A 23,658-nucleotide genomic window follows, 5' to 3' on the forward strand; every position below is an offset into this window, starting at 1 on the left:
GTGCCAACGCGAGGAAAAGCCGTGCCGGAAACCGGCGCCAAGAAGATCCGCGTCGCCTATCTGGTGACGCACCCCATCCAGTATCAGGCGCCGCTCCTGCGCATGATCGCGGCCGACCGCGACCTTCATCTCGAGGCGTTCTTCGCCGCCGATTTCTCCGCCCGTGCCTTCCACGATCCCGAGTTCGGCCGCGCCGTCGAGTGGGACGTGCCGCTGCTCGACGGCTACCAATCGGAGGTGCTGCCCGCCTGGCCCGGCACCCGCTACCCCGGCGATGCCTACTTCGACGCCTGGCGGCCGTTCAGCCGCGGCCTGCGCCGACGATTGCGCGAGGGGCGCTTCGACGCGCTGTGGGTCCACGGCTACGCGCGCCTGCCGCATGTCGCGGCGATGCTGGCGGCGAGATCGGCCGGCGTGCGCGTGCTGCTGCGCGACGAAGCCAACGGCATCGGCCAGGCCCACCCCGGCGCCCGCGCCGCGATCAAGCGCGCGCTGTTCGGCCTGATCGACCGGCTGGTCGATCGCTACCTCACCATCGGCACGCTCAACGAGGCGCACTATCGCGACCTCGGCATCGACCCGGCGAAGTTCACGCCGATGGGCTACGCCGTCGACAATGCCTGGTTCCGGGCGCGCATCGCAGAGGCGGCCGCGAACCGCGAGACGCTGCGCCGCTCGCTGGATCTCGCGCCGGGCCGGCCGGTCGCGCTCTACGCCGCCAAGCTGATCGAGCGCAAGGCGCCGCTGGACCTGGTCGAGGCCTTCGCCGCGGCGACACGGGATGGCGAGGCCGTGCTGCTGATGGCCGGCGACGGTGAGCTTCGTGCGCGCATCGAGGCGCGCATCGCCCAGCTGGACGCGGCCGGGCGCATCCGCCTGCTCGGCTTCCAGCCGCAGCGCCAACTCGCCGCGCTCTACGAGCTGTGCGATCTCTTCGTGCTGCCCTCGCAGCACGAGACCTGGGGGCTGGTGGTCAACGAGGTGATGAACGCCGGCCGGCCGGTGATCGCCAGCGACCGCGTCGGCTCGGCGCGCGATCTGGTGCGCGACGGCGTCAACGGCTTCGTCTATCCCTTCGGCGACGTCGCCGCGCTCACCGGGCGGCTGCGTGCGTCGCTGGCCGATCGCGACCGGCTCGCCGCCATGGGCCGCCAAAGCCTGAACATCATAGATGGCTGGGGCTTCGAGCAGAATCTCGCCGGGCTGAAATCGGCGCTGGCGCGTCTCTTCCCCGATCGCGGCATCGCGGTGCCGCCGTGAGCCGCCGGCGCCTGCTGATCGCCCATCCCGGCGCGACCTCGCTGCTCTATCCGCTGGTCGCGCTGCTGCAGCGCATGGATCTCGACACGCGCTTCGAGACGCTGTTCTACGACCGGCCCGGCGATGCGCTGCACCGTCTCGCGCGCATCCTGCCGGCGAGGCTGGGCGGCGCGCTGGCGCGCGAGCTGGGAAGGCGCAGCCATCCCGACATCGACCCGACGCGCGTCGCCACCGCGCCCTTCAGCGAGCTGCTGCACGTCGCCTCGGCGCGCTTGCTGTCGCCGGCGACCACGGCCGCGGTGCTGCGCTGGCGCAACGCCCGCTTCGACGCGCGCATCGCGCGGCTGATCCGCCGCGAACGGCCGGATTTCTTCATCGGCTTCGACGGCTCGGCGGAGCGGAGCTTCGAGGCCTGCCGCGCGGTCGGCACGATCAGCCTGCTCTACCAGGCGATCGGCCATCTGCGCAGCGGCTTGCGCACGCTGATGGAGGAGAGGCGCCTGTCGCCGGAATTCGCCGGCGTATCGTTCGGCGACACGTCTGAGGCATGGATGGCGCGCAACACGCACGAGGCGCTGCTGGCCGACCGCGTCGTCGTGCCGTCCGAGTACGTGCGCGACACCATGGTCGAGAACGGCCGCGATCCCGCGACCATCGACCTGCTGCCCTTCCCGATCGACGTCGCGCGCTTCACGCCGGCGAGCTCGCCGCGCGACGACGGCCGGCTGCGCGCGCTGTTCGTCGGCCAGATCGGCCTGCGCAAGGGCGTGAAGTACGCCCTCGAAGCCGCGCGTCTGCTGGCGCGGCCGGACATCGAGATCGTGCTGGTCGGCGGCATCGTCGACGGCACGGGGTGGCTGGCGCGCTACGACGGCCTCTACCGCCACGTCGCCAACGTGCCCCATGGCGAGATGCCCGACATCTTCAGCTCAGCCGACGTCTTCGTCTTCCCCTCGCTGCACGAGGGCTCGGCGATGGCGGTGAACGAGGCGCTGGCCAGCGGCCTGCCGGCGATCGTCACGCCCAACGCCGGCGCCATCGTGCGCGACGGCGTCGAAGGCTTCGTCGTGCCGTTGCGCGACAGCGCCGCGATCGCCGAGCGGCTGGCGCGTCTCGCCGACGACAAGGCGTTGCGCCGGCGCATGGGCGCGGCCGCGCGCGCGCGCGCCGAAGCGCACGATGCCGCGGCCTACGCGGCGCGGCTGGGCGCGCTGCTCGACCGGCTGAAGCCGCCGGCATGAGGCGCCTGCCGCTCGCCCTCGCGCTGCTGGCGCTGCCGGCTTTCGCCGCCTCGGTGTGGTTCGCCTTCCTGCGGCCGATCGAGCCGATCATGCCGTCCTATCTCGCGCTCGCCGAGGCGCTGAGCCGCGGCGAGGCCACGCGCGGCTTCGAGCCGCTGGGCTACCCGGCGCTGATCGCCGGCTGGCTCGGCGGCGTCGAGCGCACGCTGCGCATCGTGCACGCGCTCTGCCTGTGGGGCACCTGGGTGCTGATCGCCTGGCTGGCGCTGCGCATGGCCGCGCTCGACCGCGACGGCCAGCGTCGCGGCCGGCCGTGGTGGCTGTGGGCGTGGGTCGGCTTCTGGCTGGCGGCCATCTTCCTCAACCCCTATTTCCTGATCGGCCTGCCGCGCGTCAGCGACAGCGCGGTCGACATCCTGCTGATCGGCGTCCTGTTCACCTGCGCCCTGGCGGCGCGCGAGGCCCGCCTGCGCGACTGGCTGCTGGCCGGCGTGGCGCTCGGCCTCTTCGTGCTGGTGCGGCCCAATTCGATCACGCTGCTGGCGGCGCTGGCGATCGTCGCATGGCGCGCGCGAACGCCGTGGTCGCGGCCGCTGGCGCTCGCGGTCGCGAGCCTGGCGGCCTTCGTCGCGCTCTCGTGGAGCCTTACCGGCACGCCGTTCTTCTGGCCGAAGAACGGCGGCTACAACCTCTTCGCCGGCAACAATCCCTTCGCCCATGCCGAGCTGGTCGGCAACCACAACGCCGAGTACTCGCTCGACAAGGCGCTGCAATGGTGCGGCGTCGAGGGCGATCGCTACGCCGTGCCGGGCGATGTCTATGTGGACTGCACGACGCGCTTCATCGGCGAGAACCCCGGCGAGTTCCTGCGCCTGACGGCCTACAAGGCCTACACCATGCTGTGGCGACCCAACCTCAAGCTGGCCGACACGCCGATCAAGGTCGCCGTCCAGTACGCGATCCTGCTGCCGGGCCTGATGTGGTGGGCGCTGTTCGTCGTCAGCCGGCGCTTTCGCGCCTCGCTGCCGGGCGTCGCCGGGTTCCTCTTCGTGCTGCTCTACGCCCTGCCCTTCGCGCTGACCAACGCTGATCCGCGCTTCCGCATCCCGCTCGACGTGGTCTATGCGATGTCGGCGCTGGCCTTCGCGCTGGGCGATCGGCAGCCGATCCGTCACTCCTCGCGGTCGCGTCCGTAACGGCCGGGGCCGCCATCGGGCTGGCCGCCCTGCTCGACCACCGGCAGCGCGCTCATGCGGCGGCCGGGTGACGGCCTGGCCCAGCGCACCGGCCGGCGCACGTTGTACACCGGCTGCGGCGCGCCCGGCGCCCAGGATTGCGGGGCCTGCGGCGCGTAGCCGGCGCGCCGCGCCGCTTCCTGCGCCAATGCCATCCGCTCGACATAGGGCAGGCCCAGCGCCAGGCCGATGGTAAGGTAGAAGTAGTAGTTCATCGGCTCGACGTCGAGCGTCCAGCCCTTGAACGACACCAGCGCAGAGAAGGCGATCATGGCGCAGGCGATCGAGGCGATGCCCTTGAAGCGCTCCAGCCTCATCTGCGAGCGGATCTGCAGGCAGTAGAGGAACAGCATGCCGTAGCAGCCGAGCATGACGAAGAAGCCGAGCACGCCCAGCTCGACCACCGCCTTGCCGTAGAAATTCTCGATGAAGGCGCCGCCGTCGGCGAGGAACGCCAGCTCCGATCGGTCGAGGCCGTGGCGCGCGGCGCCAGTGTTGGTGCCGGCGCCGAGCCCGAACAGGCCGCCCTTGGCGACGGCGTCCATCAGGCCCTGCGCGGCGAACTCCTTGCCGTAGACCGTGGTCAGGGTCGCGACCTCGCTCGCCATGTTGGCGCCGTCGAGCCCGGAGACCGCGAGGAACAGCGCCAGGCCACCGCCGACCATGAAGACGTTCCAGAACATGCCCTTCGACTTCATGCGGAACATCTGGATCATGATCATGACCATGGGCATGAACAGGAAGTTGCCGCGCGCGCCGGAGCTGAAGCCGGCGATCATGCCGACGCCGAGGCTGAACCACAGGAACATGCGCCAGCCGCGCGACCTCTCCAGCTCCAGCAGCATCATCAGCGGGAACAGGATGTACCAGCAGAACACGCCGTACTGGGAATTGTACTGGAACGAGCCCGTTATGCGGTACAGGTACGCGCCCATGTAGTGGAACTCGCCCATGATGTTCTTGGCGTACTCGCCGTAGAAGAACGTCATCGTCTCCTTGTAGTCGTAGGTGACGGCGCCGATGACCATGATCAGGCCGACCAGCCACGGAATCCAGCCGGTGACGATGATCGTGCGCAGCATGCCGCGCAGCTCGAACTCGTCGCGCGCATAGGCCGCGCCGATGAACAGCAGCGGGATATAGAACAGCCACACCTTGGTGCCGATGCCGGCGACCATGGCGTTGGGCACGGTCGGCTTGGTCAGCGAGATCAGCACCAGCAGCAGCAGCGCGCCGTACATCGCCAGCACCTGCACCGGCACCCGTTTGGCCTGGGGCGAGCCGGCGAGCAGGAAGTAGGAGATGTAGAGCGGGATCACCACGATGAGGTCGCGCATCAGCGTGCCCAGCGGCGACGGATAGAGCGCGACGATGATCGGGCCGGTGAGCGGCGTGTAGTAGGCGAGGCCCAGCACGCCCCAGCGCCAGTTGACGATGATCGCCACCCAGATGGCGAGGACGAACGGCACGCCGAGCAGGAAGATTTCCATCGCCGCCCCTCAGCCCGCCGTCGGCGCCGCTTGCGCGCCGCTGCGGAAGGCGTCGAAGACGTCGAGCGCCCAGGCGCGCCAGCCGCGCAGCCTGGCGCCGGCATGCGAGGGCACGCCCAGCCAGTCGCGCACCGGCACGACGAAGCCGCGCTTGCCGCTTCCGGCCAGCGAGGCGGCGACCTGGGGCGACAGCAGCGCCGGCAGCTCGGCCTTGGTCAGCGGCTGCGGCGCGGCGATCAAGGGCGCGAGCGCACGGAAGAAGCCGGCATCGACGAACGGCGTGCGGATCTCCAGGGAATGCGCCATGCCCGCCCAGTCGGCGTCGCGAAGCAGCTGGTTGCGCAGGTAGAACGACAGCTCGAGCGCCGCCACCCGCGCGTTGGCCGAGCGCACGCCCTCGATCGCCGCCGCCAGGGTCGTCTCGGTGTGCAGATCGGCCAGGCCCTGGCGCACGAGGTCTCCGTCGAGCAGCGCGGGAAGCTCCCACGGCATGAACAGGCCGCGCCGCAGCAGGTAGGCGCCGCCATAGGTCGAGCCATACTCGAACAGCCCGGCGTATTTCGGCGAGGTGAAGTGCCGCAGCACCGGCTCGCTCACCAGCCGCAAGCCGCGGCCCAGCGCTGCGAAAGGCGACGCCAGCCCGACCATCTTCGGAATCTGCCGGAAGCTCGGGTAGCCGGCGAAGACCTCGTCGCCGCCGATGCCCGACAGCGCCACCTTCAGCCCGGTCGAGGCGGTGGCCTTGCTGACGAAGTACACATTGGTACCGTCGATGGTCGGCTGGTCCATCGCGCGCAGCAGGTGATCGCGCGCGGCGGCGAATTCGGCGCGGCTCACCCACACGGTCTGGTGCTGCGTACCATGCGTGCGCGCCGTGGCTTCGGCGATCGGCGTCTCGTCGAGCGCGCCGCCGCGATATTCGTCGAAGCCCAGGGTCACGGTGCGCAGCGGTTGCGCGTTCTCCGGCGTGGCGTACTGCGCCACCAGCGAGGAATCGAGCCCGCCGGACAGGAAGACGCCCACCGGCACGTCGGCCACCATGTGATGGCGCATGGTGTCGACGATCTGCTGGCGCAGGAACTCGACGCGCGCGGCGCCCGAAGGCGCCGGCGGACCGGCCTCCGCCTCGGCCAGCACATTGGCGATCGAGTGGTAGCGGCGCAGCGTCGGCGCTTCGCCTGTGGGCTGCCACAGCGTATGCCCGGCGGGCAGCGCGCGGATGCCGCGATGGAGCGTGAACGGCTCGGGCACCGAGCCCCAGAGCAGGAAGCCGACCTCCGCCGCCGGCTGCGGCGTGGTGTCGATGCCGCCGCCGGCGATCAGCGCCTTGACCTGCGAGGCGAAGCGCAGGGTCCTGCCGTCATCGGCGATGTAGAGCGGCTTGATGCCGAACGGGTCGCGCGCCAGCAGCATGGCGCGCCGCTCGCGGTCCCACAGGGCGAAGGCGAACATGCCGCGCAGGCGTTCGACCATCGCCGGCCCCTCGACGTCGTAGAGGTGCAGCAGCACCTCGGTGTCGGAGTTCGAGGCGAAGCGCCGGCCCCTGGCCTCGAGCTCGGCCTTGAGCGCCCGGTAATTGTAGATCTCGCCGTTGAAGTTCACGACCAGGCGGCCGCCGTCGAGCGCCATCGGCTGGAAGCCGCGGTCCGAGGTCTCGATGATCGCCAAGCGGCGCTGGGCGAAGAGCGCCACGCCGCCCTCGTCCTGCCACAGCCCGGCGCTGTCGGGACCGCGCGACAGCATGACCTCCGACATCCGGACCATGCTCTGCAGGTCGTCGGGGCTGGCCGTCGCCTCGCCGGCGCGCCGGCCGCCCACCATCACCTCGATGCCGGCCAGACGCGACGATCCACCCCTGCCCGCGACAGCAGGCGAGCCGTAGTGGAAAAGGCCGGCGATACCACACACCTGGAGGGGACCTCTCTGGAAACCTGACACTCCCCCACAACACCTCGTGGCGAGCCGGCTCCGGAAACTATAATTGTAGTATTCTGAACATGTTATGATAATTTCTTGACCTCTGCAATCGGATCGGTCCCGGCTGGACCCGATGCCCAACACCGACGCCCCGCCGCCCGCTGCATGCGTATCCTCCACCTGATCGCGACCTTGAACCGGGAGAGCGGCGGCCCGGCCCAAGCCTGTGTCGAGATGGCGGCGGCCGTCGCCCGGCGCGGCCACGATGTCAGCATCTACACCACCAACTGGAAGGAGGGCGGTGTCGAGGACGTGCCGACCGACCGGCCGGTCGAGCGCGACGGCTTCGCAGTCCGCTATTTCCCGGTCCATGCGCCGCGATTCTGGAAGCCGTCGCTGGCCATGGCACGGGCGCTGAGCCGCGACATGGCGGGCTTCGACGTCGTGCACCTGCACTCGATCTACCTGTTCCACGACCTGGTCGGCGGCCACTACGCGAGGCGGCGCGGCGTGCCCTATATCGTGCGCCCGCACGGCATGCTCGACCCGTACATCCGCGCCCATCACCGTGCCCGCAAGTGGCTGATGGAGGCCGCGTTCCAGAACCGCGTGCTGCGCCACGCCACGGCGATCCACTACACCTCCGACATCGAGCGCGAGATCAGCACGCCCTTCGCCATGGGCGCGCCGCCCAGGGTGGTGCCGCTGGGCGTCGACCTCAGCGGCTTCGATGCGCTGCCCTCGCCCGAGATCTTCCACCAGCGCTTTCCTGAAACGCGCGGCAAGACCATCGTGCTGTTCCTCAGCCGCCTGCACTTCAAGAAGGGCCTCGACCTGCTGCTGCCGGCCTTCGCCCAGCTCGCCGCGACTGATCCAACGCTGCATCTCGTCATCGCCGGGCCGGACGACGGCATGCTCGGCCAGTGCCGCGAATGGGCGGCGCGCGATGGCGTGGCCGGGCGCGTCACCTTCACCGGCATGCTGCGCGGCGCCGACAAGCTCTCGGCCTTCGCCGCCGCGCGGCTCTTCGCGCTGCCCTCCTACAGCGAGAATTTCGGCATCGCCGCGGTCGAGGCGATGGCGGCGGGCCTGCCGGTGGTGGTCTCCGACCAGGTCAATATCTGGCGCGAGCTGAAGGCCGGCGGCGGCGCCACGGTGATCGCCTGCACGCGCGATGCGCTGACCACGGCAATGACACCGCTTCTGGCCGATGCCGGCGCCGCGTCCGAGGCCGGCCGCCGCGCCCGTGCCACAGTCGATCGCCTCTATCGCTGGGACAACGTCGCGGCCGCGCTGGAGACCCTGTATCGCGAGGCCGCCGACAGCCGCATCGTTTCCCGCACGTCCGGAGCAGCCGCATGAGTCGCAGCGTATTGGTCACCGGCGGCGCCGGCTTCATCGGCAGCCAGGTGTGCAAGGCGCTGGCCCAGGCCGGCTTCACGCCGATCGCCTACGACAGCCTGGAGAAGGGCCACGCCTGGGCGGTGAAATGGGGACCGCTGGAACAGGGCGACATCGGCGACCGCGCGCGGCTCGATGCGGCGTTCGCGCAGCATGAGCCCGAGGCCATCATCCATCTCGCCGGCTATATCGAGGTCGGCGAATCGATGCGCGATCCCGAGCGCTATCGCCACAACAACATCGACAAGAGCCTGGTGCTGATCGAGGCGGCCGAGGCGCACGGCGTGGCGCATTTCGTGTTCTCCAGCACCTGCGCGATCTACGGCACGCCGCAGCGGCCGCTGCTCGACGAGAGCCACTCCTTCGGCCCGGTCAGCGTCTACGGCGAGACCAAGCTCGAGGTCGAGAAGGCCCTGCGCGCGCCCGGGCGCAAGCTGCGCACGGTGTGCCTGCGCTACTTCAACGCCGCCGGTGCCGATCCCGACGGCGAGATCGGCGAGGCGCACGAGCCGGAGAGCCATCTGATGCCGCTGGCGATCGACGCCATGCTGGGCGTCGGCAAGCCGCTCACGGTGTTCGGCGACGACTGGGACACGCCCGACGGCACCTGCGTGCGCGACTACATCCATGTCGCCGACCTCGCCGACGCCCATGTCCGCGCGCTCGACTACATCGAGAAGGGCGGCCGGACGCCGGCCTTCAATCTCGGCTCGGGCCACGGCTACAGCGTCAGGCAGCTGATCGAGACCACCGGCCGGCTGGGCGGCCGCGCCGTGCCGCACAGCGTCGGCCCGCGCCGGCCCGGCGATCCGCCCGAGCTGGTGGCCGACACCGCGCTGGTGCGCCGCGAGCTGGGCTGGCATCCCGGCCGCGACCTCGACGCGCAGATCGACGACGCGATACGCTGGCGCCGCAAGATGCCGCGTTGACCACCCCTCCCGTCATTCCGAGCACAGCGAGGAATCTCCCGGCGACAAAATCTCGTTTCGAGGAGATTCCTCGCTGCACTCGGAATGACGGGTGGGAAATTCGGGGGGATCCATCATGTTCGCGCCGCTGCAGGGCGTGCGAGTCGTCGACCTGACGCATGTGCTCGCCGGACCCTACGTCACGCACGTGCTGACCCAGCTCGGCGCCGACGTGGTGAAGATCGAGCGGCCGGGCGTCGGCGACGTGATGCGCAACGGCCGTCCCGGCCAGTCGCCGCCCGGCCTCGCCGCCGGCTTCGTCGGCATGAACCACGGCAAGCGCTCGCTGACGCTCGACCTGAAGGACGCGCGCGGCCAGCAGGTGCTCACCCGCCTGGTCGAGCGTGCCGACGTGCTGGTCGAGAACCAGCGGCCGGGCGAGCTCGACCGGCTGGGCTTCGGCTACGCGACGGCGGCGACGCTCAATGCGCGGCTGGTCTACGCCTCGATCTCGGGCTGGGGCCAGAGCGGCCCGATCGCCGGCCGCACCGGCTACGACCAGGTGATCCAGGCCGCCACCGGGATGATGATGATGCAGGGCGAGACCGGCACGCCGCCGCTGAAGACCGGCTTCCCGGCGATCGACATCGCCACCGGCATGAACGGCGCCTGCGCCATCATGGCCGCGCTGCTCGAGCGGCAGCGCAACGGCGGGAAGGGCTGCCACATCGACATCGCCATGAGCGATTCGGCGCTGATGCTGATGTTCGGCCCGACCTCGGCCTGGCTGGTCGGCGGCCTGCCCAACGAGCGCATGGGCAACCGCTCGCTGGCCAGCAGCCCGACCTCGGGCGTCTTCGAGACCGGCGACGGCTGGATCTCGGTCGCCGCCAACACCGTCGAGCAGGGGCGCAAGGCGCTCGATGTGGTCGGCCGCCCCGAGCTCAAGAGCGACCCGCGCTTCGCCCCGGCGCGCCAGAGCGGCTTCTTCTTCGTCGCCGATCTCGACGGCGCCGAGGCCGAGTTCGTGCGCGCGCTGAAGGCCAAGGACGCCGAGCACTGGGAGCGCGCCTTCAACGCCGCCGGCATCGCCTGCGCCAAGGTCCGCAGCATCAGCGAGTTCCTCGCCGGCCCCTACCGCTTCATGCCCGGCATCCACCGCACCATCGCCGACCAGCCGGGCTACGACCGGCCGGTCGAGGCGCCCGGCGCCGGCTTCCGCGTCGACGGCACGGTGCCCGCCGCCACAAGACCGGCCTCGCCGCTGGGCGGCGACTCAGCCGCGGTGCTCGCCGAGCTGGGCTTCACGGCCGCCGAGATCGAGGCGATGGCGAAGGACGGGGTGACGTAGCTTCTTCCCTTCTCCCCGCGAAGGCGGGGAGAAGGTGCCCGAAGGGCGGATGAGGGGCTTCGCGGAGGCTCGACAGCATCGATGCTTGTCGTTGCGCGAGGAAGCCCCTCATCCGCCTCGCTGACGCTCGGCACCTTCTCCCCGCCTTCGCGGGGAGAAGGAAGGCCGGAATGACGGGTGAATCGGTTCAGCCTTCGCCGAAGGCCGGCGACGCGACAGCGTCCGCCTCCGGCGGAATACCTGTTCCTTTCCCCTTCCTTTCCCTTCCCTTCCTTTCCCCACCGTACCGGCACAGTGCCGGCACATCCTGCCGCGCGACGCGTGCCTCACGCGTCGAGGCGCAGCGGCAGGCTGCGCAGCCGCTTGCCGGTGAGCGCGAAGATCGCGTTGCCGACGGCCGGCGCGATCGGCGGCGTGCCGGGCTCGCCGACGCCGCCCATCGCCGCGTCGGGCGAGCCGACGATCAGGGTCTCGATCACCGGCATGTCGGCCAGGCGCACCACCTCGTAGTCCGGGAAGTTGCCCTGCTCGACGGCGCCCTTGCTGATCGTGATCTCGCCATGCAGCGCCGCCGACAGGCCGTAGACGATGCCGCTTTCCATCTGCGCGCGCACGATGGCGGGGTTGACCACGCGGCCGCAATCGACGGCGCAGACCACGCGCTTCACACGGATCGCGCTGCCCTCGACCGCGACCTCGGCCACCTGGGCGACGATCGAGCCGAACGACTCGCGCAGGGCGATGCCGCGGCCGATGCCGGATGGCGGCGCCGTGCCCCAGCCCGCCGCCTTGGCCGCCGCGTCGAGCACGGCGAGATGACGCGGCTGGTTGGCCAGCAGCTCGCGGCGCAACACCAACGGGTCCTTCTTCATCGAGTGCGCCACCTCGTCGAGGAAGCACTCGTCGAAGAAGGCGGTGTGCGAATGGCCGACCGAGCGCCAGAAGCCGACCGGCACCGGCCCCTTGGGCACCACGGCTTCCAGCCGGTAGGAAGGGAAGCCGTAGGGCGGGCGCTCGACGCTGTTGCCGTCGGGATCGCCCTGCTCGCCCAGGCGCAGCACGCGGTTGACGAACTGGCCGGTGGCCGATTGGCCGACCAGCCGGCAGCGCCACTCCCAGGGCGCGTCCTTCGACGCGCGCGCCTGCATGCGCGCCACCGCCATCGGCCGGTAGAAGTCGTGGCGCATGTCCTCCTCGCGCGACCACAGCAGCTGCACCGGCCTGCCGGGCAAAGCCTTGGCAATGGTTACGGCCTGGCGCACGAGATCGGGCTCGGCGCGCCGGCCGAAGCCGCCGCCGAGATAGGTGGTGTGCACCCTCACCGCCGACTGGTCGATGTCGGCGGCCTTGGCGGCGACGTAGCGCATCAGCGAGGGCGACTGGTTGGGCATCCACAGATCGAGCCGGCCATCGGCGAAGCGCGCCGTGCAGTTCATCGGCTCCATCGTGGCGTGCGCCAGATAGGGCGCGCGGTAGGTCGCCTCGATGCCGCGCTCCATCGGCGTCTGCGTCGTCGGCGTGGTCTGGAAGCTGCGGGTCTTGGTCGGATCGCTGACGGCGCGCGACTGCGCCTGGTAGTCGGCAAGCAGCGCTGCGCTGCTCAACGCCGCATTCGGCCCGAGATCCCACTCGATCTTCAGGCCCTCGTTCAGGAAGCGCTGTGCCTTCCACCAGCTGTCGCCGACCACGGCGATCGCCTCGGGCAGCTCGACGATCTTGACCAGCCCCTTCGGCAGCTCGCCGCCGGGCAAGGTGAAGCCCTTCGGCTTGCCGCCGAACACCGGGCAATTGGCGACGGCGGCGTAGAGCATGTCGGGCAGGCGCACGTCGACGCCGAAGGTCGCGGTGCCGGTGACCTTGGCGGCGATGTCCAGCCGCGGCAGTTCCTTGCCGATCAGGCGGAACGCGGCCGGCTCCTTGAGCGGCACGTCGCGCAGCGGCTGCAGCTCGCCGATGGCCTCGACGAGCTCGCCGAAGCGCGCGATCGGCTTGCCCTCGCGCGTGCGCACCTCGGAGTCGACGACGACGAGATCGGCCTGCTTCACGCCGGCCTTCTGCGCCGCCGCGCGCAGCAGCAGCTCGCGCGCCGAGGCGCCGGCCAGCCGCATCGGCTCCCACGCATCGCGCGTCGCGGTGCTGCCGCCGGTGGCCGAGACGCCGAGGATGCCGGCGACGCGCGAGCCGGCCCACATGGCGATGTCGCGCATGATGCCGGGATCCTGCGAGCGGGCGCCCTCGAGCAGCATCTCGACGTTGCGGTAGATGCCGAGATCGGCGGCGTCCTCGACGCGTACGTCGTCCCACTTCGCGTCCATCTCCTCGGCGACCAGCATGGCCAGCGCGGTATGGATGCCCTGGCCCATCTCGGCGCGCGGCACGGCGACGATGATGGTGCCGCCCTTCGACACCTTGACCCAGCCGTTCAGCGCCACCTCGCCCTGGCGCGTCCTGAAGGCGTCGCGTCCGCCCAGCCGGTCGCGCTCGTGCGCGAACCACCAGCCCACGACCAGCGCGCCGCCTCCCAGCGTGCCGCCGACGATCAGCTTGCGCCGCGTGAGCTTCATCGCCGCGCCTCCATGAGCGCCGCCGCGCGGTGCACGGCCTTGCGGATGCTCTGATAGGTGCCGCAGCGGCAGATGTTGGTGAGCGCCGCGTCGATCTCGGCGTCGGTCGGCTTCGGCGTGTCCCTGAGCAGCGCCGCCGTCGCCATCATGAAGCCGGGCTGGCAGTAGCCGCATTGCGGCACCTGCAGCTCGATCCAGGCCGCCTGCACCGCATGCAGGCGATCGCCGCCCAGGCCTTCGATGGTGACGACCTCGCGGCCGGCGACCTGTTCCAGCGGCACCGAGCACGAGCGCATCGCCTGGCCGTCGACATGCACCGTGCAGGCGCCGCAGGCCGCGACGCCGCAACCGTACTTGGTGCCGACCAGCGCCAGATCCTCGCGCAGCACCCACAGCAGCGGCTTGTCCGGCTCGACCTCGATTTCGCGCCGTTCGCCGTTGATCGTGACCGGGATCATCGCTCGCTTCCGCAATCTATATTGACAGCGTTAAGATAGCGCAGTTCCCGCCCGTCGCCTATGGCCTGCTGGCATGTGAGGCGATCACATTCGGCCGATTCGTCTGGGCTGATCTTCCCCCGGAGGGGGAAGGTGCCCGAAGGGCGGAAGGGGGATGTCGAAGACGGACTCCTGCGTTCGTCTTCGACATCCCCCTTCCGTCGCGCTGCGCGCGCGCCCTTCCCCCTCCGGGGGAAGGGCGCTGGCGACTGTGATCGCTACGTGTGACCCAGCAGCGCCTGGCGGAAGCGGTCCTTGAGGTGGGCGCCGTCCTGCGGCGGCATGACGAATTCCAGCTTCTCGACCATCACCTTGACGACGCGGAACACCGGGCCGTTCTTGCGGCGCAGATCGGCGATCAGCTGCGCCACCTCGGCCTCGTCGCGCACCATGGCGCTGTCGGCGATGCCGCAGCCCCGGGCGATGAGGCTGAGATCGGCGCCGGCGCCGGAATCGGTCGGCCCGTTGTTGCGCGGGCTGGTGTGGGTCGCCTGGTTGCCGGTCTCGCCGAACTTCTCGTTGTCGAGCACGCAGATCGCCAGGTTGTGCGGCTGCTGCGTGGCGACCGTGGCCAGCGAACCCATGCCCATCAGCATGTCGCCGTCACCGGTGATCACCAGCACGCGCTTCGTCGGCTGGGCGATCGCCAGGCCGAGCCCCATGCCGACCGTCGCGCCCATGGCGCCCCACAGCGGCATGTTGAGCGGCCGGTCGCCGGCCTCGGTGATGTCCCAGTTCGACGAACCGAGGCCGGCGATCACCAGCAGATCGTCGGTGGCGCCCTCGAGGATGCGCTTGACCAGCGGGCGGCGGCGCAGCGTTGCGTTGCTCATCTCACTTCTTCCCGAAATCCTTGATGCCGATCAGCTTCTGGCGCAGCAGCACCGCCACCGCCTGGCCGCCGTTGAAGGCGGCGCGCGTGGCGGCGTCGACCGTGGCCTTGACCTCCTCGGCCTTGTCGACCGAGTAGAGCAGCACGCCCATCGCCTCGAGCACCCTGGGCGTGCCCTGGCCCATCGGGTATTGCCACGAGTTGAACTCGCCGTAGTCGCCGCGCATGGTGATCAGGGTGAGCAGCGGGAAGCGCAGCGTCTTGGTCAGGCCCATCAGGTTGATGGTGTTGCCGACGCCCGAGCTCTGCATCAGCAGCACCGAACGCTGACCGCCCAGCCAGGCGCCGGCGGCGAGCGCCACGCCTTCCTCCTCCGTCGTCAGCGCCAGCGTGCGCATGGCGTTCGACCGCTGGCAGGCCTCGATCAGCCGCGAATGGCCGGCGTCGGGCACGTGATAGACCTGCCTGATCTCATGCGCCTGCAGGACGGCGAAGATGTCGTCGCGCCAGTCCGGCGCCGCGGGGGCGTTCATGCGTCACTCACTCTCACTCGAATGGACAGCGGGGGTTGCAGCATCACCATCTCGGCGGCGGACCGGGCGGCGCGAAGGGCCGTTCCAGCGCACGCTCGACCATCATCAGGCGGTCCTGGCCATAGAACAGATCGCCGTCGACGACGTAGGTCGGCGAGCCGGGCACGCCGGCGGCGATCGCTCGCTCGGAACACTGGTTGAACGCGGCCTGAACGTCTTCGGAGCGCGCGGCGTCGAGGATCGCCGTGGCGTCGGCGCCGACGCCGCTCACCAGGCTGGCCAGCACCTCGGCGCTGGAGAGGTCGCGGTCGTCGCGCCACAGCGCGGTGAGCATGTCGACATGCAGGCGATCGACATCCGCGCCCGCCGACTGCGCGGCGAGGATGACGCCGGCCGACAGCGCGCGGTCGCCGAAATGGTGCACCGGATCGACCAGCGCGGGGATGCCGAGATACTCGCTCCAGCGCTCGATCTCGCGGCCGAACTGATAGGCCTTGTGCGCGGCGGAGCGCTTGTCGAAGGGCTGGCTGCCGGCGGCCGGCACGACGCGCGACAGATCGACCGGACGATGGACCAGCCGGCGGCCGAAGCGGCGCGCCAGATCGACGATGCGCTGCGCGCCGAGATACGCGTAGATCGAACGGGTCGAGTAGTAGTAGTCGATGGTCTTCATCGGGTCGCACTCTTAGCCGGAATCGCAAAGGCCTGATACAGCCTCGCTGTCACTGCGAGCGCAGCGAGGGGTCTCTTTGGGACCGCCGGCGTCTCGCCGGCATCTTCATGAGCCGGCGGGACGCCGGCGGTCCCAGGAAGATGCTCTCGCTCTACGCCTTGCGCTCGATGAACGTGTCGCCGAGCACCAGCACGTCCATCTTCGTGCGCAGGAAGCAGTCGATCGCCTCCTCCGGCCGGCACACCACCGGCTCGTTCTCGTTGAAGCTGGTGTTGAGCACGATCGGCACGCTGGTCTGATCGCGCACCGTCGAGATCAGGCGGTGGTAGCGCGGGTTGGTGTGTGCATCGACGGTCTGCAGGCGGCCCGAGCCGTCGACATGCGTGACCGCCGGGATCCTCGGCCGCTGATCCGGCCTGATGCGGAAGACCTGCATCATGAAGGGCACGTCGTCGTCGGTCTCGAACCAGTCCTTCACCGCCTCGCGCAGGATCGAGGGCGCGAAGGGCCTGAACGACTCGCGGCGCTTGATCTTGAGGTTGAGGATGTCCTTCATGTCGGCGCGGCGCGGGTCGCCGAGGATCGAGCGGTTGCCCAGCGCGCGCGGGCCCCACTCCATGCGGCCCTGGAACCAGCCGATCACCTTGCCCTGGCCGATCGCGCTCGCCGTGCGGCGGCAGAGCTCGGCCTCGTCGGCGATGGTCTCGATGGTGCAGTTGGCCGTATCGAACTCGGAGCGCCGTGCGGCGACCGCCGCGTCGATCTCCTCGGGCTTCGCTGATGGTCCCCAATAGGCGTGATCCATCACGAAGTGGCGCTTGGCACCGTTGGCCTGCGGCAGGCCGTGCCAGACCTGGAAGGCCGCGCCGATCGCGCCGCCGGCGTCGCCGCCGGCTGACTGGATGTAGCACTGCTTGAACGGCGAGCGCTCGTAGACCTTGCCGTTGGCGACCGAGTTGTAGGCGCAGCCGCCCGACAGCACGACGGCGTCGCAGGCGTAGCGCCGGTGCAGCGCGCCCAGCAGGTTGAAGAACGCCTCCTCGTATATGGCCTGGGCCGAGCGGGCGATGTCCTTGTGGCGCTGCTCCAAGGGGTCGTCCTTGCCCCGCGCCGGTCCGAGCAGCTCGACCATCGCCTGCGACCAGATGCGGCCGCCCGAGGGCGTGCCGTCGCGCACCTCGTATTTCGATCCCTCCCGGGCGTGCGTGTAGTAGCGCAGGTCGAGCTCGAAGGCGCCGTCGTCGCGGAGCTTCACCAGCCGGCGCATCTGCTCCAGGTATTTCGGCTCGCCGTACGGGGCGAGGCCCATGACCTTGTACTCGTCGCCGTAATTGGGGAAGCCGATGAACTGGGTGATGCCCTCGTAGAAGATGCCCAGCGAATTGGGGAAGTGCACGCGGCCGTCGATCGACAGCCGGTTGCCCTCGCCCATGCCCCAGGCGGCGCTGGCGAAATCGCCAAAGCCGTCGACCGACACCGCCACGGCGCGCTCGAAGGGCGAGACGTAGAAGGTCGAGGCGAGATGGCAGAGATGGTGCTCGACGGCGTGCACCGTGCCGGCGAACCTCGCTTCGGGCAGCTGGGTGGCGAGCTGCTGGGCGACGTCGTCCCACTGACGGCGGTTGCGCACCCGGCTCATGATCAGGTCGAGGCTGGGCCGCCGCGTGACGATGTAGCCGACCTTGCGCCAGAAGCTCGCCCGGCTGTCGCGGTTGATCGCGACATGCGCCACCTGGTCGAGGCCGATGCCGGCCTCCTTCAGGCAGTAGCGGATCGCCTCGCTGGGAAAGCCGCCCCAGTGCTTCGCCCTGCGGAATCGCTCTTCCTCGGCGGCGGCGACCAGGACGCCGTCCTTCACCAGGCAGGCGGCGGAATCGGCGTGGAAGGCGTTGAGGCCCAGGATGTAGGTCATTTCTTGAAGTCGCGCTGCAGCAGGAGCATCGAGAGGATCAGGTCGGCGGTGGCGCGCTGGCAGGCGTAGAGCAGCCCCGCCCTGCCGTCGAGCAGCAGGCCGCGCCCGAGCAGGCAATAGAGGAACACGACAGGCGGCCCGAGCACCCGGGTCAGGCGCAACCGGTCGCCCCAGGACAGCTGCGCCCACGGCGTCGCGGTCAGCTTGTCGACCTCGCGCCGCTGATAGCGGTACTGCGAGACCAGCCAGCGCTCCAAGGACTTGCGATCGTCGTGGTCGATGCGGCCGCGCAGGCTCGGTACGCTGCCCGAGACATGCGCCTTCTCGGTGTGGCCGTCCTGCACGAAGCTGACGCGGTCGCGGCGCAGCAGGGTCGGCATCGGCGGATAGAGCGAGCCGCGCAGCTTGCGCCCCTCGATGCGGTAGTCGAAGGCGGTGCGGTAGCCGCCGATGTCGTCGCTCGGCGTCAGGGCGGCGATTTCATCGATCGTCGCCTGCGGCACGATGTAGTCGGCGTCCAGCCGCAGCACCCAGGGCGTGGCGATGCCGGTCTCCTGCACGGCGTAGGTCCATTGCCGCTCATGGCTGTCGAAGGCGCGGCTGAGCCAGCGGACATTGGGATAGCCTTGGGCGATATCGGCAGTCTCGTCGTCGCTGCCGCTGTCGACCACGACGATCTCGCGTGCCCATGTGAGCCGGTCGAGGTTGCGCCCGATGTTCGGGGCCTCGTTCCAGGTCAGGATCACCGGCGTGATCTGGTCGAGCATGGTCAATTTAATAGATCATCGCAAATTACTGAAATAACGCACATTTCCTCTAATTTCTCAGATCATGCTATAATTCAGATCGCGGCCTCAGGCCAGCGATTTTCCATGCATGCGGTAGCAGTAGACGCACTGACCATCGACGATCCAGTCGAAGGGTCGAGCCGAAAGGGCGGCGAAGGCCAGCCCGCCGGCGCCCTGCCCGGGCGCCGCCCAGTCGCTGGGCATGTAGATCACGTGCTGGGTCCTGTCGAGCCACCCGAGGTCGCCGCGGAACACCGCCCGCTCGGCACCCTCGATGATCAGCTTGACGACGAGCAGCTCGCTGGCGCCGGCCCGTTCCATCAGTTGATTGATGGTGACGGCCTGCACCGTCGGACCCTCGCCCGCCACGTCGCTCACGCGCACGCTCCATGGCTCGAAGCCCTCCTGCTGCAGCGACAGTGCGGCCGGGCGATCCCACAATCCGGCCTGCACCGGCACGATATTGGGCCAGGCGGCGGTGTTGCGCTCGACCATGGCGAAATTGGCGGGATCGGGCTCGACGGCGAAGACCGTCGCCTCGGGATAGTCGCGGGCCAGCCAGACGCTCGACAGGCCGATATAGGCGCCGCCATCGACCACCACGCGCGGGCCGGGCGCCGTCCGGGCATAGGCTTGCAGCGCGCGGCCTTGTGGGAAGCGGCGCTGGTCGAGCGCGCCGTACAGGAAGACCTGCTCGAAATTGGCGACGTCGGTGGTTCCGGCCCGCAACCGTATCGGGTGATCGAACCCGGGTACCCGGATAGCGCGCAGCCCCGTGCCCGGAGCGCTCAACGCCCACCACGCTTTCAGTCCCGCCGCCAGGCCGAACCGGTCGACCGCCCTGTAGAGCAGACGGAGGCCGTTCTTAAGTCCCATACGGATTGAAATACATATTACATTCTATTGATTCAACTCGATAAATATCGATATCGATAGTTATCATGCAATATGTTCACTGCGTCCGCCACAAGCTTCCGCGCAAAAGACTTCATTGACCGCGCGAATGGATTATTTCACAATAGCAGACACTTAGCGCGGAATTCATAGCCGGCGCCGGTTTGCGGCGGCGGGAAGTTATATTCGGGACTCCCGTATGGCGGGGACGACATGGATAAGTCGAAGGCCTATTCCGAAACCAAGCTGCTCTGGCTTACCCGCATCGCCGACATCCTGGCGCCGGCGGTGGTCGCGTGGATCGCCATCGCCGCCTGGCTGCCGCAGCACTTCGACCAGTTCGACGACCAGTACTTCCTCGCCATGGCGACCAGCTCGCTGCTGGTGGCCAACATCTTCCAGGCGCTCAACCTCTATTCCATCCGCAGCCTCGGCAACGTGCCGCGCCAGGTCGGCCGGGTCACCGTGGCCTGGACGGGCGTGCTGGCGCTGCTGATCGCCGCGGCCTTCGTCACCAAGGTCTCGGCCAACTTCCCGCGCGGCTGGGCCATCCTCTGGTACGTCTGGACCCTGGGCGGCTTCATCGCCGTGCGCTTCGTCGTCGCCGGCATCATCGGCCGCTGGATGGAGTCCGGCCGGCTGACCCGCGACATCGCCGTGGTCGGCGCCGGCCCGCACGGGCGCCGCCTGATCCAGCACCTGCGCGAGGCCGGCGGCGCCGACTACCGCATCGTCGGCGTCTTCGACGACCGCGCCCAGCGCGAGATGGAGCCGATCGAGGGCGTGCCGGTGCGCGGCACGGTCGACGACCTGATCGCCTACGCCCGCGAGCACCAGGTCGACCAGATCGTCGTGGCGCTGCCCTGGGCGGCCGAGATCCGCGTCATGACCATTCTCAAGAAGCTCTGGGAGCTGCCGATCGACATCAGGCTGGCGCCCGACATGATCGGCTTCCGCCTGGCGCACTGCTCCTACAGCGAACTCGGCAACGTGCCGGTGCTCAACGTCCTCGACAAGCCGCTGTCGGAGGACAAGCTGCTGCTCAAGCGCATCGAGGACATCGGCCTGGCGCTGCTGCTGCTGCTGGTGTTCTCGCCGGTCATGCTGGCGACGGCGATCGCCATCAAGCTCGACAGCCGCGGGCCGGTCCTGTTCCGCCAGACGCGCTACGGCTTCAACAACCAGCGCATCCAGGTCTGGAAGTTCCGCTCGATGTACGCCGAGGAATGCCGCGACATCGCCCCGGTGCAGGTCGGCCGCGACGACCCGCGCATCACCCGCGTCGGCCGCTTCATCCGCCGCACCTCGATCGACGAGCTGCCGCAGTTCTTCAACGTGCTGGGCGGCAGCATGTCGATGGTCGGGCCGCGCCCGCATCCGATCGACACCAGGGCCGAGGACATGCTGTTCGAGGAGGCGGTGGCCGAGTACGCCGCGCGCCACCGCGTCAAGCCGGGCCTGACCGGCTGGGCCCAGGTCAATGGCTGGCGCGGCGAGACCGACACGATCGAGAAGATCCGCAAGCGCGTCGACCACGACCTCTACTACATCGAGAACTGGTCGCTGCTGCTCGACATCAAGATCGTGCTGATGACCATCGTCACGGTGCTGCGCGGCAAGAACGCGTATTGAACGATACTGGCGTAAACACCGCTGTCATCCCGAGCGCAGCGAGGGATCTAGTCGGCGCCCTGGATCCCTCGCTACGCCACAGGGGCCGCGGACGGCCCCGAGGATGACAGAAGGTCCGCAATGCGCATCCTGCTGCACGACAATTCCGGCCATCCCTTCCAGGTCCAGCTGGCGCGCGAGCTGGCGCGGCGCGGCCATGTCGTGCGCCATCTCTTCAACGCCCGCTTCCAGACGCCGCGCGGATCGCTGGCGCAGCTGCCCGGCGATCCCACGACCTTCGAGGTCGCGTCGATCGATCCGGGCCGGCCGATGGCGAAGTACGACTACTTCACCCGCTTCCGCCAGGAGCGCGCCTATGGCCGGCTGCTGGAGCGCGAGCTGGCGGCCTTCCAGCCCGATGTCGCCCTGCTCAGCAACACGCCGCCCGATTCGCTGCTGGCGCCCCAGCGATGGTGCCGGGCCAACCATCGCGGCTTCGTCTTCTGGGTCCAGGACATCTACGCCGAGGCCATCGCCCGCCTGGTCGCGCCGAAGCTGGGCCCGCTGGGCGCCCCCGTCGTCTGGCACTATCGGCGCCTCGAAGCGGGGCTGCTGCGCCACAGCGATCAGGTCGTGGCCATCACCGACGACTTCCGGCCGCTGCTGAAAAGCTGGCGGATCGAGGAGCAGCGCATCTCGACGATCGAGAACTGGGCGCCGCTGGAGGAGCTGCCGCCGCACCCGCGCGACAACGATTTCGCGCGCGAGCATGGCCTGAACGGCAGGCTGGTGTTCATGTACTCGGGCACGCTGGGCCTGAAGCACAATCCCGGCCTGCTGCTGGGCATCGCCGAGCGCTATCGCGACGATCCCGGCGTGCGCGTGGTGGTAGTCTCCGAAGGGCTCGGCGCCACCTGGCTGGCCGAGCGCAAGAAGGCCGGGCGGCTCGACAACCTGGTGCTGCTGCCCTTCCAGCCCTTCGCCCGCATGCCCGACATGCTGGCCTCGGCCGACGTCCTGATGGCCATCCTCGAGCCGGAGGCCGGCGTCTATTCGGTGCCGTCCAAGGTGCTGACCTATCTCTGCGCCGGCCGACCGCTGCTCGCCGCGATGCCGGCCGAGAACCTCGCCGCGCGCATCGTCGCCGCCCAGGGCGCCGGCCTCGTCGTCGCCCCTGACGACGCAACCGGCTTCGCCGGTGCCGCGGCACGGCTGCATGACGACCCTGCCATCCGGACAACGTTGGGTTGCAATGCCCGTCGCTACGCCGAGGCCACCTTCGATATCCACAGGATCGCCGACCGGTTTGAGGCGATCCTCACGAATGCCAGCCATCCGTCATGAGCGTCCACCATCGATGGACCAGCAGTAGCGGCTGACTGGCCAGGCACCCACAAGATGCGCGGGGAGCCTCGCAAGGAAAATTAAGCGCCACCTCATAAACTTCTCGCAAACCGCTGCAAAATTTATATAATCATTGCCGATTTAATGCATGAATTTACGGGTGTAAGTAATGCGCAACGAGGACATTGTTCTGGTGACCGGCGCCGGCGGTTTCATCGGCGGTCACCTGGTCGAGCATTTGCGCTCGGTCGGCGGCTTCACCCGGATCCGGGCGGTCGACATCAAGCCCACCGACGAATGGTACCAGTTGCACGAGGGGGTGGAAAACCTGCAGCTCGACATGAGCCGGCGCGAGGCCGCCTTCAAGGCCGTGAAGGGCGCGCATCAGGTCTACAACCTTGCCGCCGACATGGGTGGCATGGGCTTCATCGAGACCCACAAGGCCGAGTGCATGCTCTCGGTGCTGATCAACACCCACCTGCTGATGGCCGCGCACCAGTTCGGCGTCGAGCGCTACTTCTTCTCGTCCTCGGCCTGCGTCTACGCCGCCGACAAGCAGACCGACGCCGCCGTCACGGCGCTCAAGGAGGAGGACGCCTACCCCGCCATGCCCGAGGACGGCTATGGCTGGGAGAAGCTCTTCAGCGAGCGCATGTGTCGGCACTTCCGCGAGGACTACGCGCTGCAGACCCGCATGGCGCGCTACCACAACGTCTACGGCCCGCACGGCACCTATGACGGCGGACGCGAGAAGGCGCCGGCCGCGATGTGCCGCAAGGTGATCGAGGCCAAGCTCTCGGGCCGCCACGAGATCGAGATCTGGGGCGACGGCGAGCAGACCCGTTCGTTCATGTACATCGACGACTGCACCTACGGCAGCGCGCGGCTGATGAACAGCGACGTGCTCGAGCCGATCAACATCGGCAGCGACGAACTGGTGTCGATCAACACCCTGGTCGACATCGTCGAGAGGATCGCCGGCGTCAAGCTGACGCGCCGCTACAACCTCGATGCCCCCAAGGGCGTGCGCGGGCGCAACAGCGACAATGACATGATCAAGCGCGTACTCGGCTGGGCGCCCTCCACCCGCCTGGAGGACGGCATGGAAAAAACCTATCGCTGGATCCACGACCAGATGGTATCGGGCGGCATGTCGAAGGCCAACGGCGCGCCCAGGTTCGCCGTCGCCAGTTAACCAGTGGTACAG

19 protein-coding genes are annotated in these 23,658 nt (G+C 69.2%); 9 read left to right on the forward strand and 10 right to left on the reverse strand.

Annotation, left to right across the window (positions count from 1 at the left end; all coding sequences use genetic code 11):
- Positions 1-21 precede the first annotated feature (21 nt).
- Genes KF889_11880 through KF889_11890 form a run of 3 tightly spaced genes read left to right on the forward strand, consistent with a single transcriptional unit; the run spans position 22 to position 3,697 of the window.
- Positions 22-1,260 carry a glycosyltransferase family 4 protein gene (locus tag KF889_11880; GenBank protein MBX3500135.1) on the forward strand — a complete coding sequence of 413 codons (1,239 nt, stop codon included), beginning with the start codon at positions 22-24 and terminating at the stop codon, positions 1,258-1,260.
- Complete coding sequence (locus tag KF889_11885; GenBank protein MBX3500136.1) at positions 1,257-2,501, forward strand: glycosyltransferase family 4 protein; 1,245 nt, start codon at positions 1,257-1,259, stop codon at positions 2,499-2,501. Before KF889_11880 ends, KF889_11885 begins: the two co-directional genes overlap by 4 nt.
- Positions 2,498-3,697 carry a hypothetical protein gene (locus KF889_11890; protein ID MBX3500137.1) on the forward strand — a complete coding sequence of 400 codons (1,200 nt, stop codon included), beginning with the start codon at positions 2,498-2,500 and terminating at the stop codon, positions 3,695-3,697. Before KF889_11885 ends, KF889_11890 begins: the two co-directional genes overlap by 4 nt.
- Here KF889_11890 and KF889_11895 read toward each other — a convergent pair.
- Positions 3,673-5,226, reverse strand: a complete 1,554-nt coding sequence (locus KF889_11895; GenBank protein ID MBX3500138.1) for a hypothetical protein — start codon at positions 5,224-5,226, stop codon at positions 3,673-3,675. The genes KF889_11890 and KF889_11895 overlap by 25 nt on opposite strands.
- 9 nt (positions 5,227-5,235) lie before the next feature.
- Positions 5,236-7,047: an asparagine synthase (glutamine-hydrolyzing) gene (asnB, locus tag KF889_11900; GenBank protein ID MBX3500139.1), complete on the reverse strand. Its 1,812-nt coding sequence runs from the start codon at positions 7,045-7,047 to the stop codon at positions 5,236-5,238.
- 261 nt (positions 7,048-7,308) lie between these two features.
- Here asnB and KF889_11905 point away from each other — a divergent pair, with 261 nt between their 5' ends.
- The 3 genes from KF889_11905 (at position 7,309) to KF889_11915 (ending at position 10,803) form a co-directional block, all read left to right on the forward strand.
- Complete coding sequence (locus KF889_11905; GenBank protein MBX3500140.1) at positions 7,309-8,505, forward strand: glycosyltransferase; 1,197 nt, start codon at positions 7,309-7,311, stop codon at positions 8,503-8,505.
- Positions 8,502-9,473: a UDP-glucose 4-epimerase GalE gene (gene galE, locus KF889_11910; GenBank protein ID MBX3500141.1), complete on the forward strand. Its 972-nt coding sequence runs from the start codon at positions 8,502-8,504 to the stop codon at positions 9,471-9,473. Before KF889_11905 ends, galE begins: the two co-directional genes overlap by 4 nt.
- A gap of 115 nt (positions 9,474-9,588) precedes the next feature.
- Complete coding sequence (locus KF889_11915) at positions 9,589-10,803, forward strand: CoA transferase (GenBank protein MBX3500142.1); 1,215 nt, start codon at positions 9,589-9,591, stop codon at positions 10,801-10,803.
- Between the two features lie 326 nt (positions 10,804-11,129).
- Here the strand turns inward: KF889_11915 and KF889_11920 are convergent, their stop codons facing one another.
- The 8 genes from KF889_11920 to KF889_11955 all read right to left on the reverse strand — a co-directional run bounded on the left by KF889_11920 (position 11,130) and on the right by KF889_11955 (position 19,478).
- On the reverse strand, positions 11,130-13,367 hold the full coding sequence (locus KF889_11920; GenBank protein MBX3500143.1) for a xanthine dehydrogenase family protein molybdopterin-binding subunit: 2,238 nt from the start codon (positions 13,365-13,367) through the stop codon (positions 11,130-11,132).
- Positions 13,364-13,825, reverse strand: coding sequence for a (2Fe-2S)-binding protein (locus tag KF889_11925; GenBank protein MBX3500144.1), 462 nt, complete (start codon positions 13,823-13,825; stop codon positions 13,364-13,366). The genes KF889_11920 and KF889_11925 overlap by 4 nt, the downstream gene beginning before the upstream one ends.
- A 257-nt stretch (positions 13,826-14,082) precedes the next feature.
- Positions 14,083-14,697, reverse strand: a complete 615-nt coding sequence (locus tag KF889_11930) for an aldehyde dehydrogenase (protein MBX3500145.1) — start codon at positions 14,695-14,697, stop codon at positions 14,083-14,085.
- Between the two features lies 1 nt (position 14,698).
- Positions 14,699-15,229 (reverse strand): phosphonopyruvate decarboxylase, encoded by a 531-nt coding sequence (locus KF889_11935; GenBank protein ID MBX3500146.1) that lies wholly within the window; start codon positions 15,227-15,229, stop codon positions 14,699-14,701.
- Between the two features lie 43 nt (positions 15,230-15,272).
- Positions 15,273-15,902: a 2-hydroxychromene-2-carboxylate isomerase gene (locus tag KF889_11940; protein ID MBX3500147.1), complete on the reverse strand. Its 630-nt coding sequence runs from the start codon at positions 15,900-15,902 to the stop codon at positions 15,273-15,275.
- Positions 15,903-16,053: 151 nt separating this feature from the next.
- Positions 16,054-17,814, reverse strand: a complete 1,761-nt coding sequence (locus KF889_11945; GenBank protein ID MBX3500148.1) for a carbamoyltransferase — start codon at positions 17,812-17,814, stop codon at positions 16,054-16,056.
- Positions 17,811-18,581, reverse strand: a complete 771-nt coding sequence (locus KF889_11950; GenBank protein MBX3500149.1) for a glycosyltransferase family 2 protein — start codon at positions 18,579-18,581, stop codon at positions 17,811-17,813. Before KF889_11950 ends, KF889_11945 begins: the two co-directional genes overlap by 4 nt.
- Before the next feature lie 87 nt (positions 18,582-18,668).
- Entirely contained in the window at positions 18,669-19,478 is an 810-nt protein-coding gene (locus KF889_11955; GenBank protein MBX3500150.1) for an FkbM family methyltransferase, read from the reverse strand.
- Between the two features lie 231 nt (positions 19,479-19,709).
- Here KF889_11955 and KF889_11960 point away from each other — a divergent pair, with 231 nt between their 5' ends.
- The 3 genes from KF889_11960 to KF889_11970 all read left to right on the forward strand — a co-directional run bounded on the left by KF889_11960 (position 19,710) and on the right by KF889_11970 (position 23,646).
- On the forward strand, positions 19,710-21,128 hold the full coding sequence (locus KF889_11960) for an undecaprenyl-phosphate glucose phosphotransferase (protein MBX3500151.1): 1,419 nt from the start codon (positions 19,710-19,712) through the stop codon (positions 21,126-21,128).
- Between the two features lie 120 nt (positions 21,129-21,248).
- Positions 21,249-22,451: a glycosyltransferase family 4 protein gene (locus KF889_11965; GenBank protein MBX3500152.1), complete on the forward strand. Its 1,203-nt coding sequence runs from the start codon at positions 21,249-21,251 to the stop codon at positions 22,449-22,451.
- A gap of 169 nt (positions 22,452-22,620) precedes the next feature.
- A complete protein-coding gene (locus tag KF889_11970) occupies positions 22,621-23,646 on the forward strand; it encodes an NAD-dependent epimerase/dehydratase family protein (GenBank protein MBX3500153.1) in 1,026 nt (341 codons plus the stop codon).
- Positions 23,647-23,658: the final 12 nt, after the last annotated feature.

Source organism: Alphaproteobacteria bacterium, assembly GCA_019635875.1.
Taxonomy (GTDB): domain Bacteria; phylum Pseudomonadota; class Alphaproteobacteria; order Reyranellales; family Reyranellaceae; genus JAFAZJ01.

What these genes read in the sequence shown, in the direction of transcription:
- KF889_11890 (MBX3500137.1), top strand. Translation starts at nt 2,498, where the DNA reads ATGAGGCGCCTGCCGCTCGCCCTCGCGCTGCTGGCGCTGCCGGCTTTC.
- KF889_11895 (MBX3500138.1), bottom strand. Translation starts at nt 5,226, where the DNA reads ATGGAAATCTTCCTGCTCGGCGTGCCGTTCGTCCTCGCCATCTGGGTG.
- asnB (MBX3500139.1), bottom strand. Translation starts at nt 7,047, where the DNA reads ATGGTGGGCGGCCGGCGCGCCGGCGAGGCGACGGCCAGCCCCGACGAC.
- KF889_11905 (MBX3500140.1), top strand. Translation starts at nt 7,309, where the DNA reads ATGCGTATCCTCCACCTGATCGCGACCTTGAACCGGGAGAGCGGCGGC.
- galE (MBX3500141.1), top strand. Translation starts at nt 8,502, where the DNA reads ATGAGTCGCAGCGTATTGGTCACCGGCGGCGCCGGCTTCATCGGCAGC.
- KF889_11915 (MBX3500142.1), top strand. Translation starts at nt 9,589, where the DNA reads ATGTTCGCGCCGCTGCAGGGCGTGCGAGTCGTCGACCTGACGCATGTG.
- KF889_11920 (MBX3500143.1), bottom strand. Translation starts at nt 13,367, where the DNA reads ATGAAGCTCACGCGGCGCAAGCTGATCGTCGGCGGCACGCTGGGAGGC.
- KF889_11925 (MBX3500144.1), bottom strand. Translation starts at nt 13,825, where the DNA reads ATGATCCCGGTCACGATCAACGGCGAACGGCGCGAAATCGAGGTCGAG.
- KF889_11930 (MBX3500145.1), bottom strand. Translation starts at nt 14,697, where the DNA reads ATGAGCAACGCAACGCTGCGCCGCCGCCCGCTGGTCAAGCGCATCCTC.
- KF889_11935 (MBX3500146.1), bottom strand. Translation starts at nt 15,229, where the DNA reads ATGAACGCCCCCGCGGCGCCGGACTGGCGCGACGACATCTTCGCCGTC.
- KF889_11940 (MBX3500147.1), bottom strand. Translation starts at nt 15,902, where the DNA reads ATGAAGACCATCGACTACTACTACTCGACCCGTTCGATCTACGCGTAT.
- KF889_11945 (MBX3500148.1), bottom strand. Translation starts at nt 17,814, where the DNA reads ATGACCTACATCCTGGGCCTCAACGCCTTCCACGCCGATTCCGCCGCC.
- KF889_11950 (MBX3500149.1), bottom strand. Translation starts at nt 18,581, where the DNA reads ATGCTCGACCAGATCACGCCGGTGATCCTGACCTGGAACGAGGCCCCG.
- KF889_11955 (MBX3500150.1), bottom strand. Translation starts at nt 19,478, where the DNA reads ATGGGACTTAAGAACGGCCTCCGTCTGCTCTACAGGGCGGTCGACCGG.
- KF889_11960 (MBX3500151.1), top strand. Translation starts at nt 19,710, where the DNA reads ATGGATAAGTCGAAGGCCTATTCCGAAACCAAGCTGCTCTGGCTTACC.
- KF889_11965 (MBX3500152.1), top strand. Translation starts at nt 21,249, where the DNA reads ATGCGCATCCTGCTGCACGACAATTCCGGCCATCCCTTCCAGGTCCAG.
- KF889_11970 (MBX3500153.1), top strand. Translation starts at nt 22,621, where the DNA reads ATGCGCAACGAGGACATTGTTCTGGTGACCGGCGCCGGCGGTTTCATC.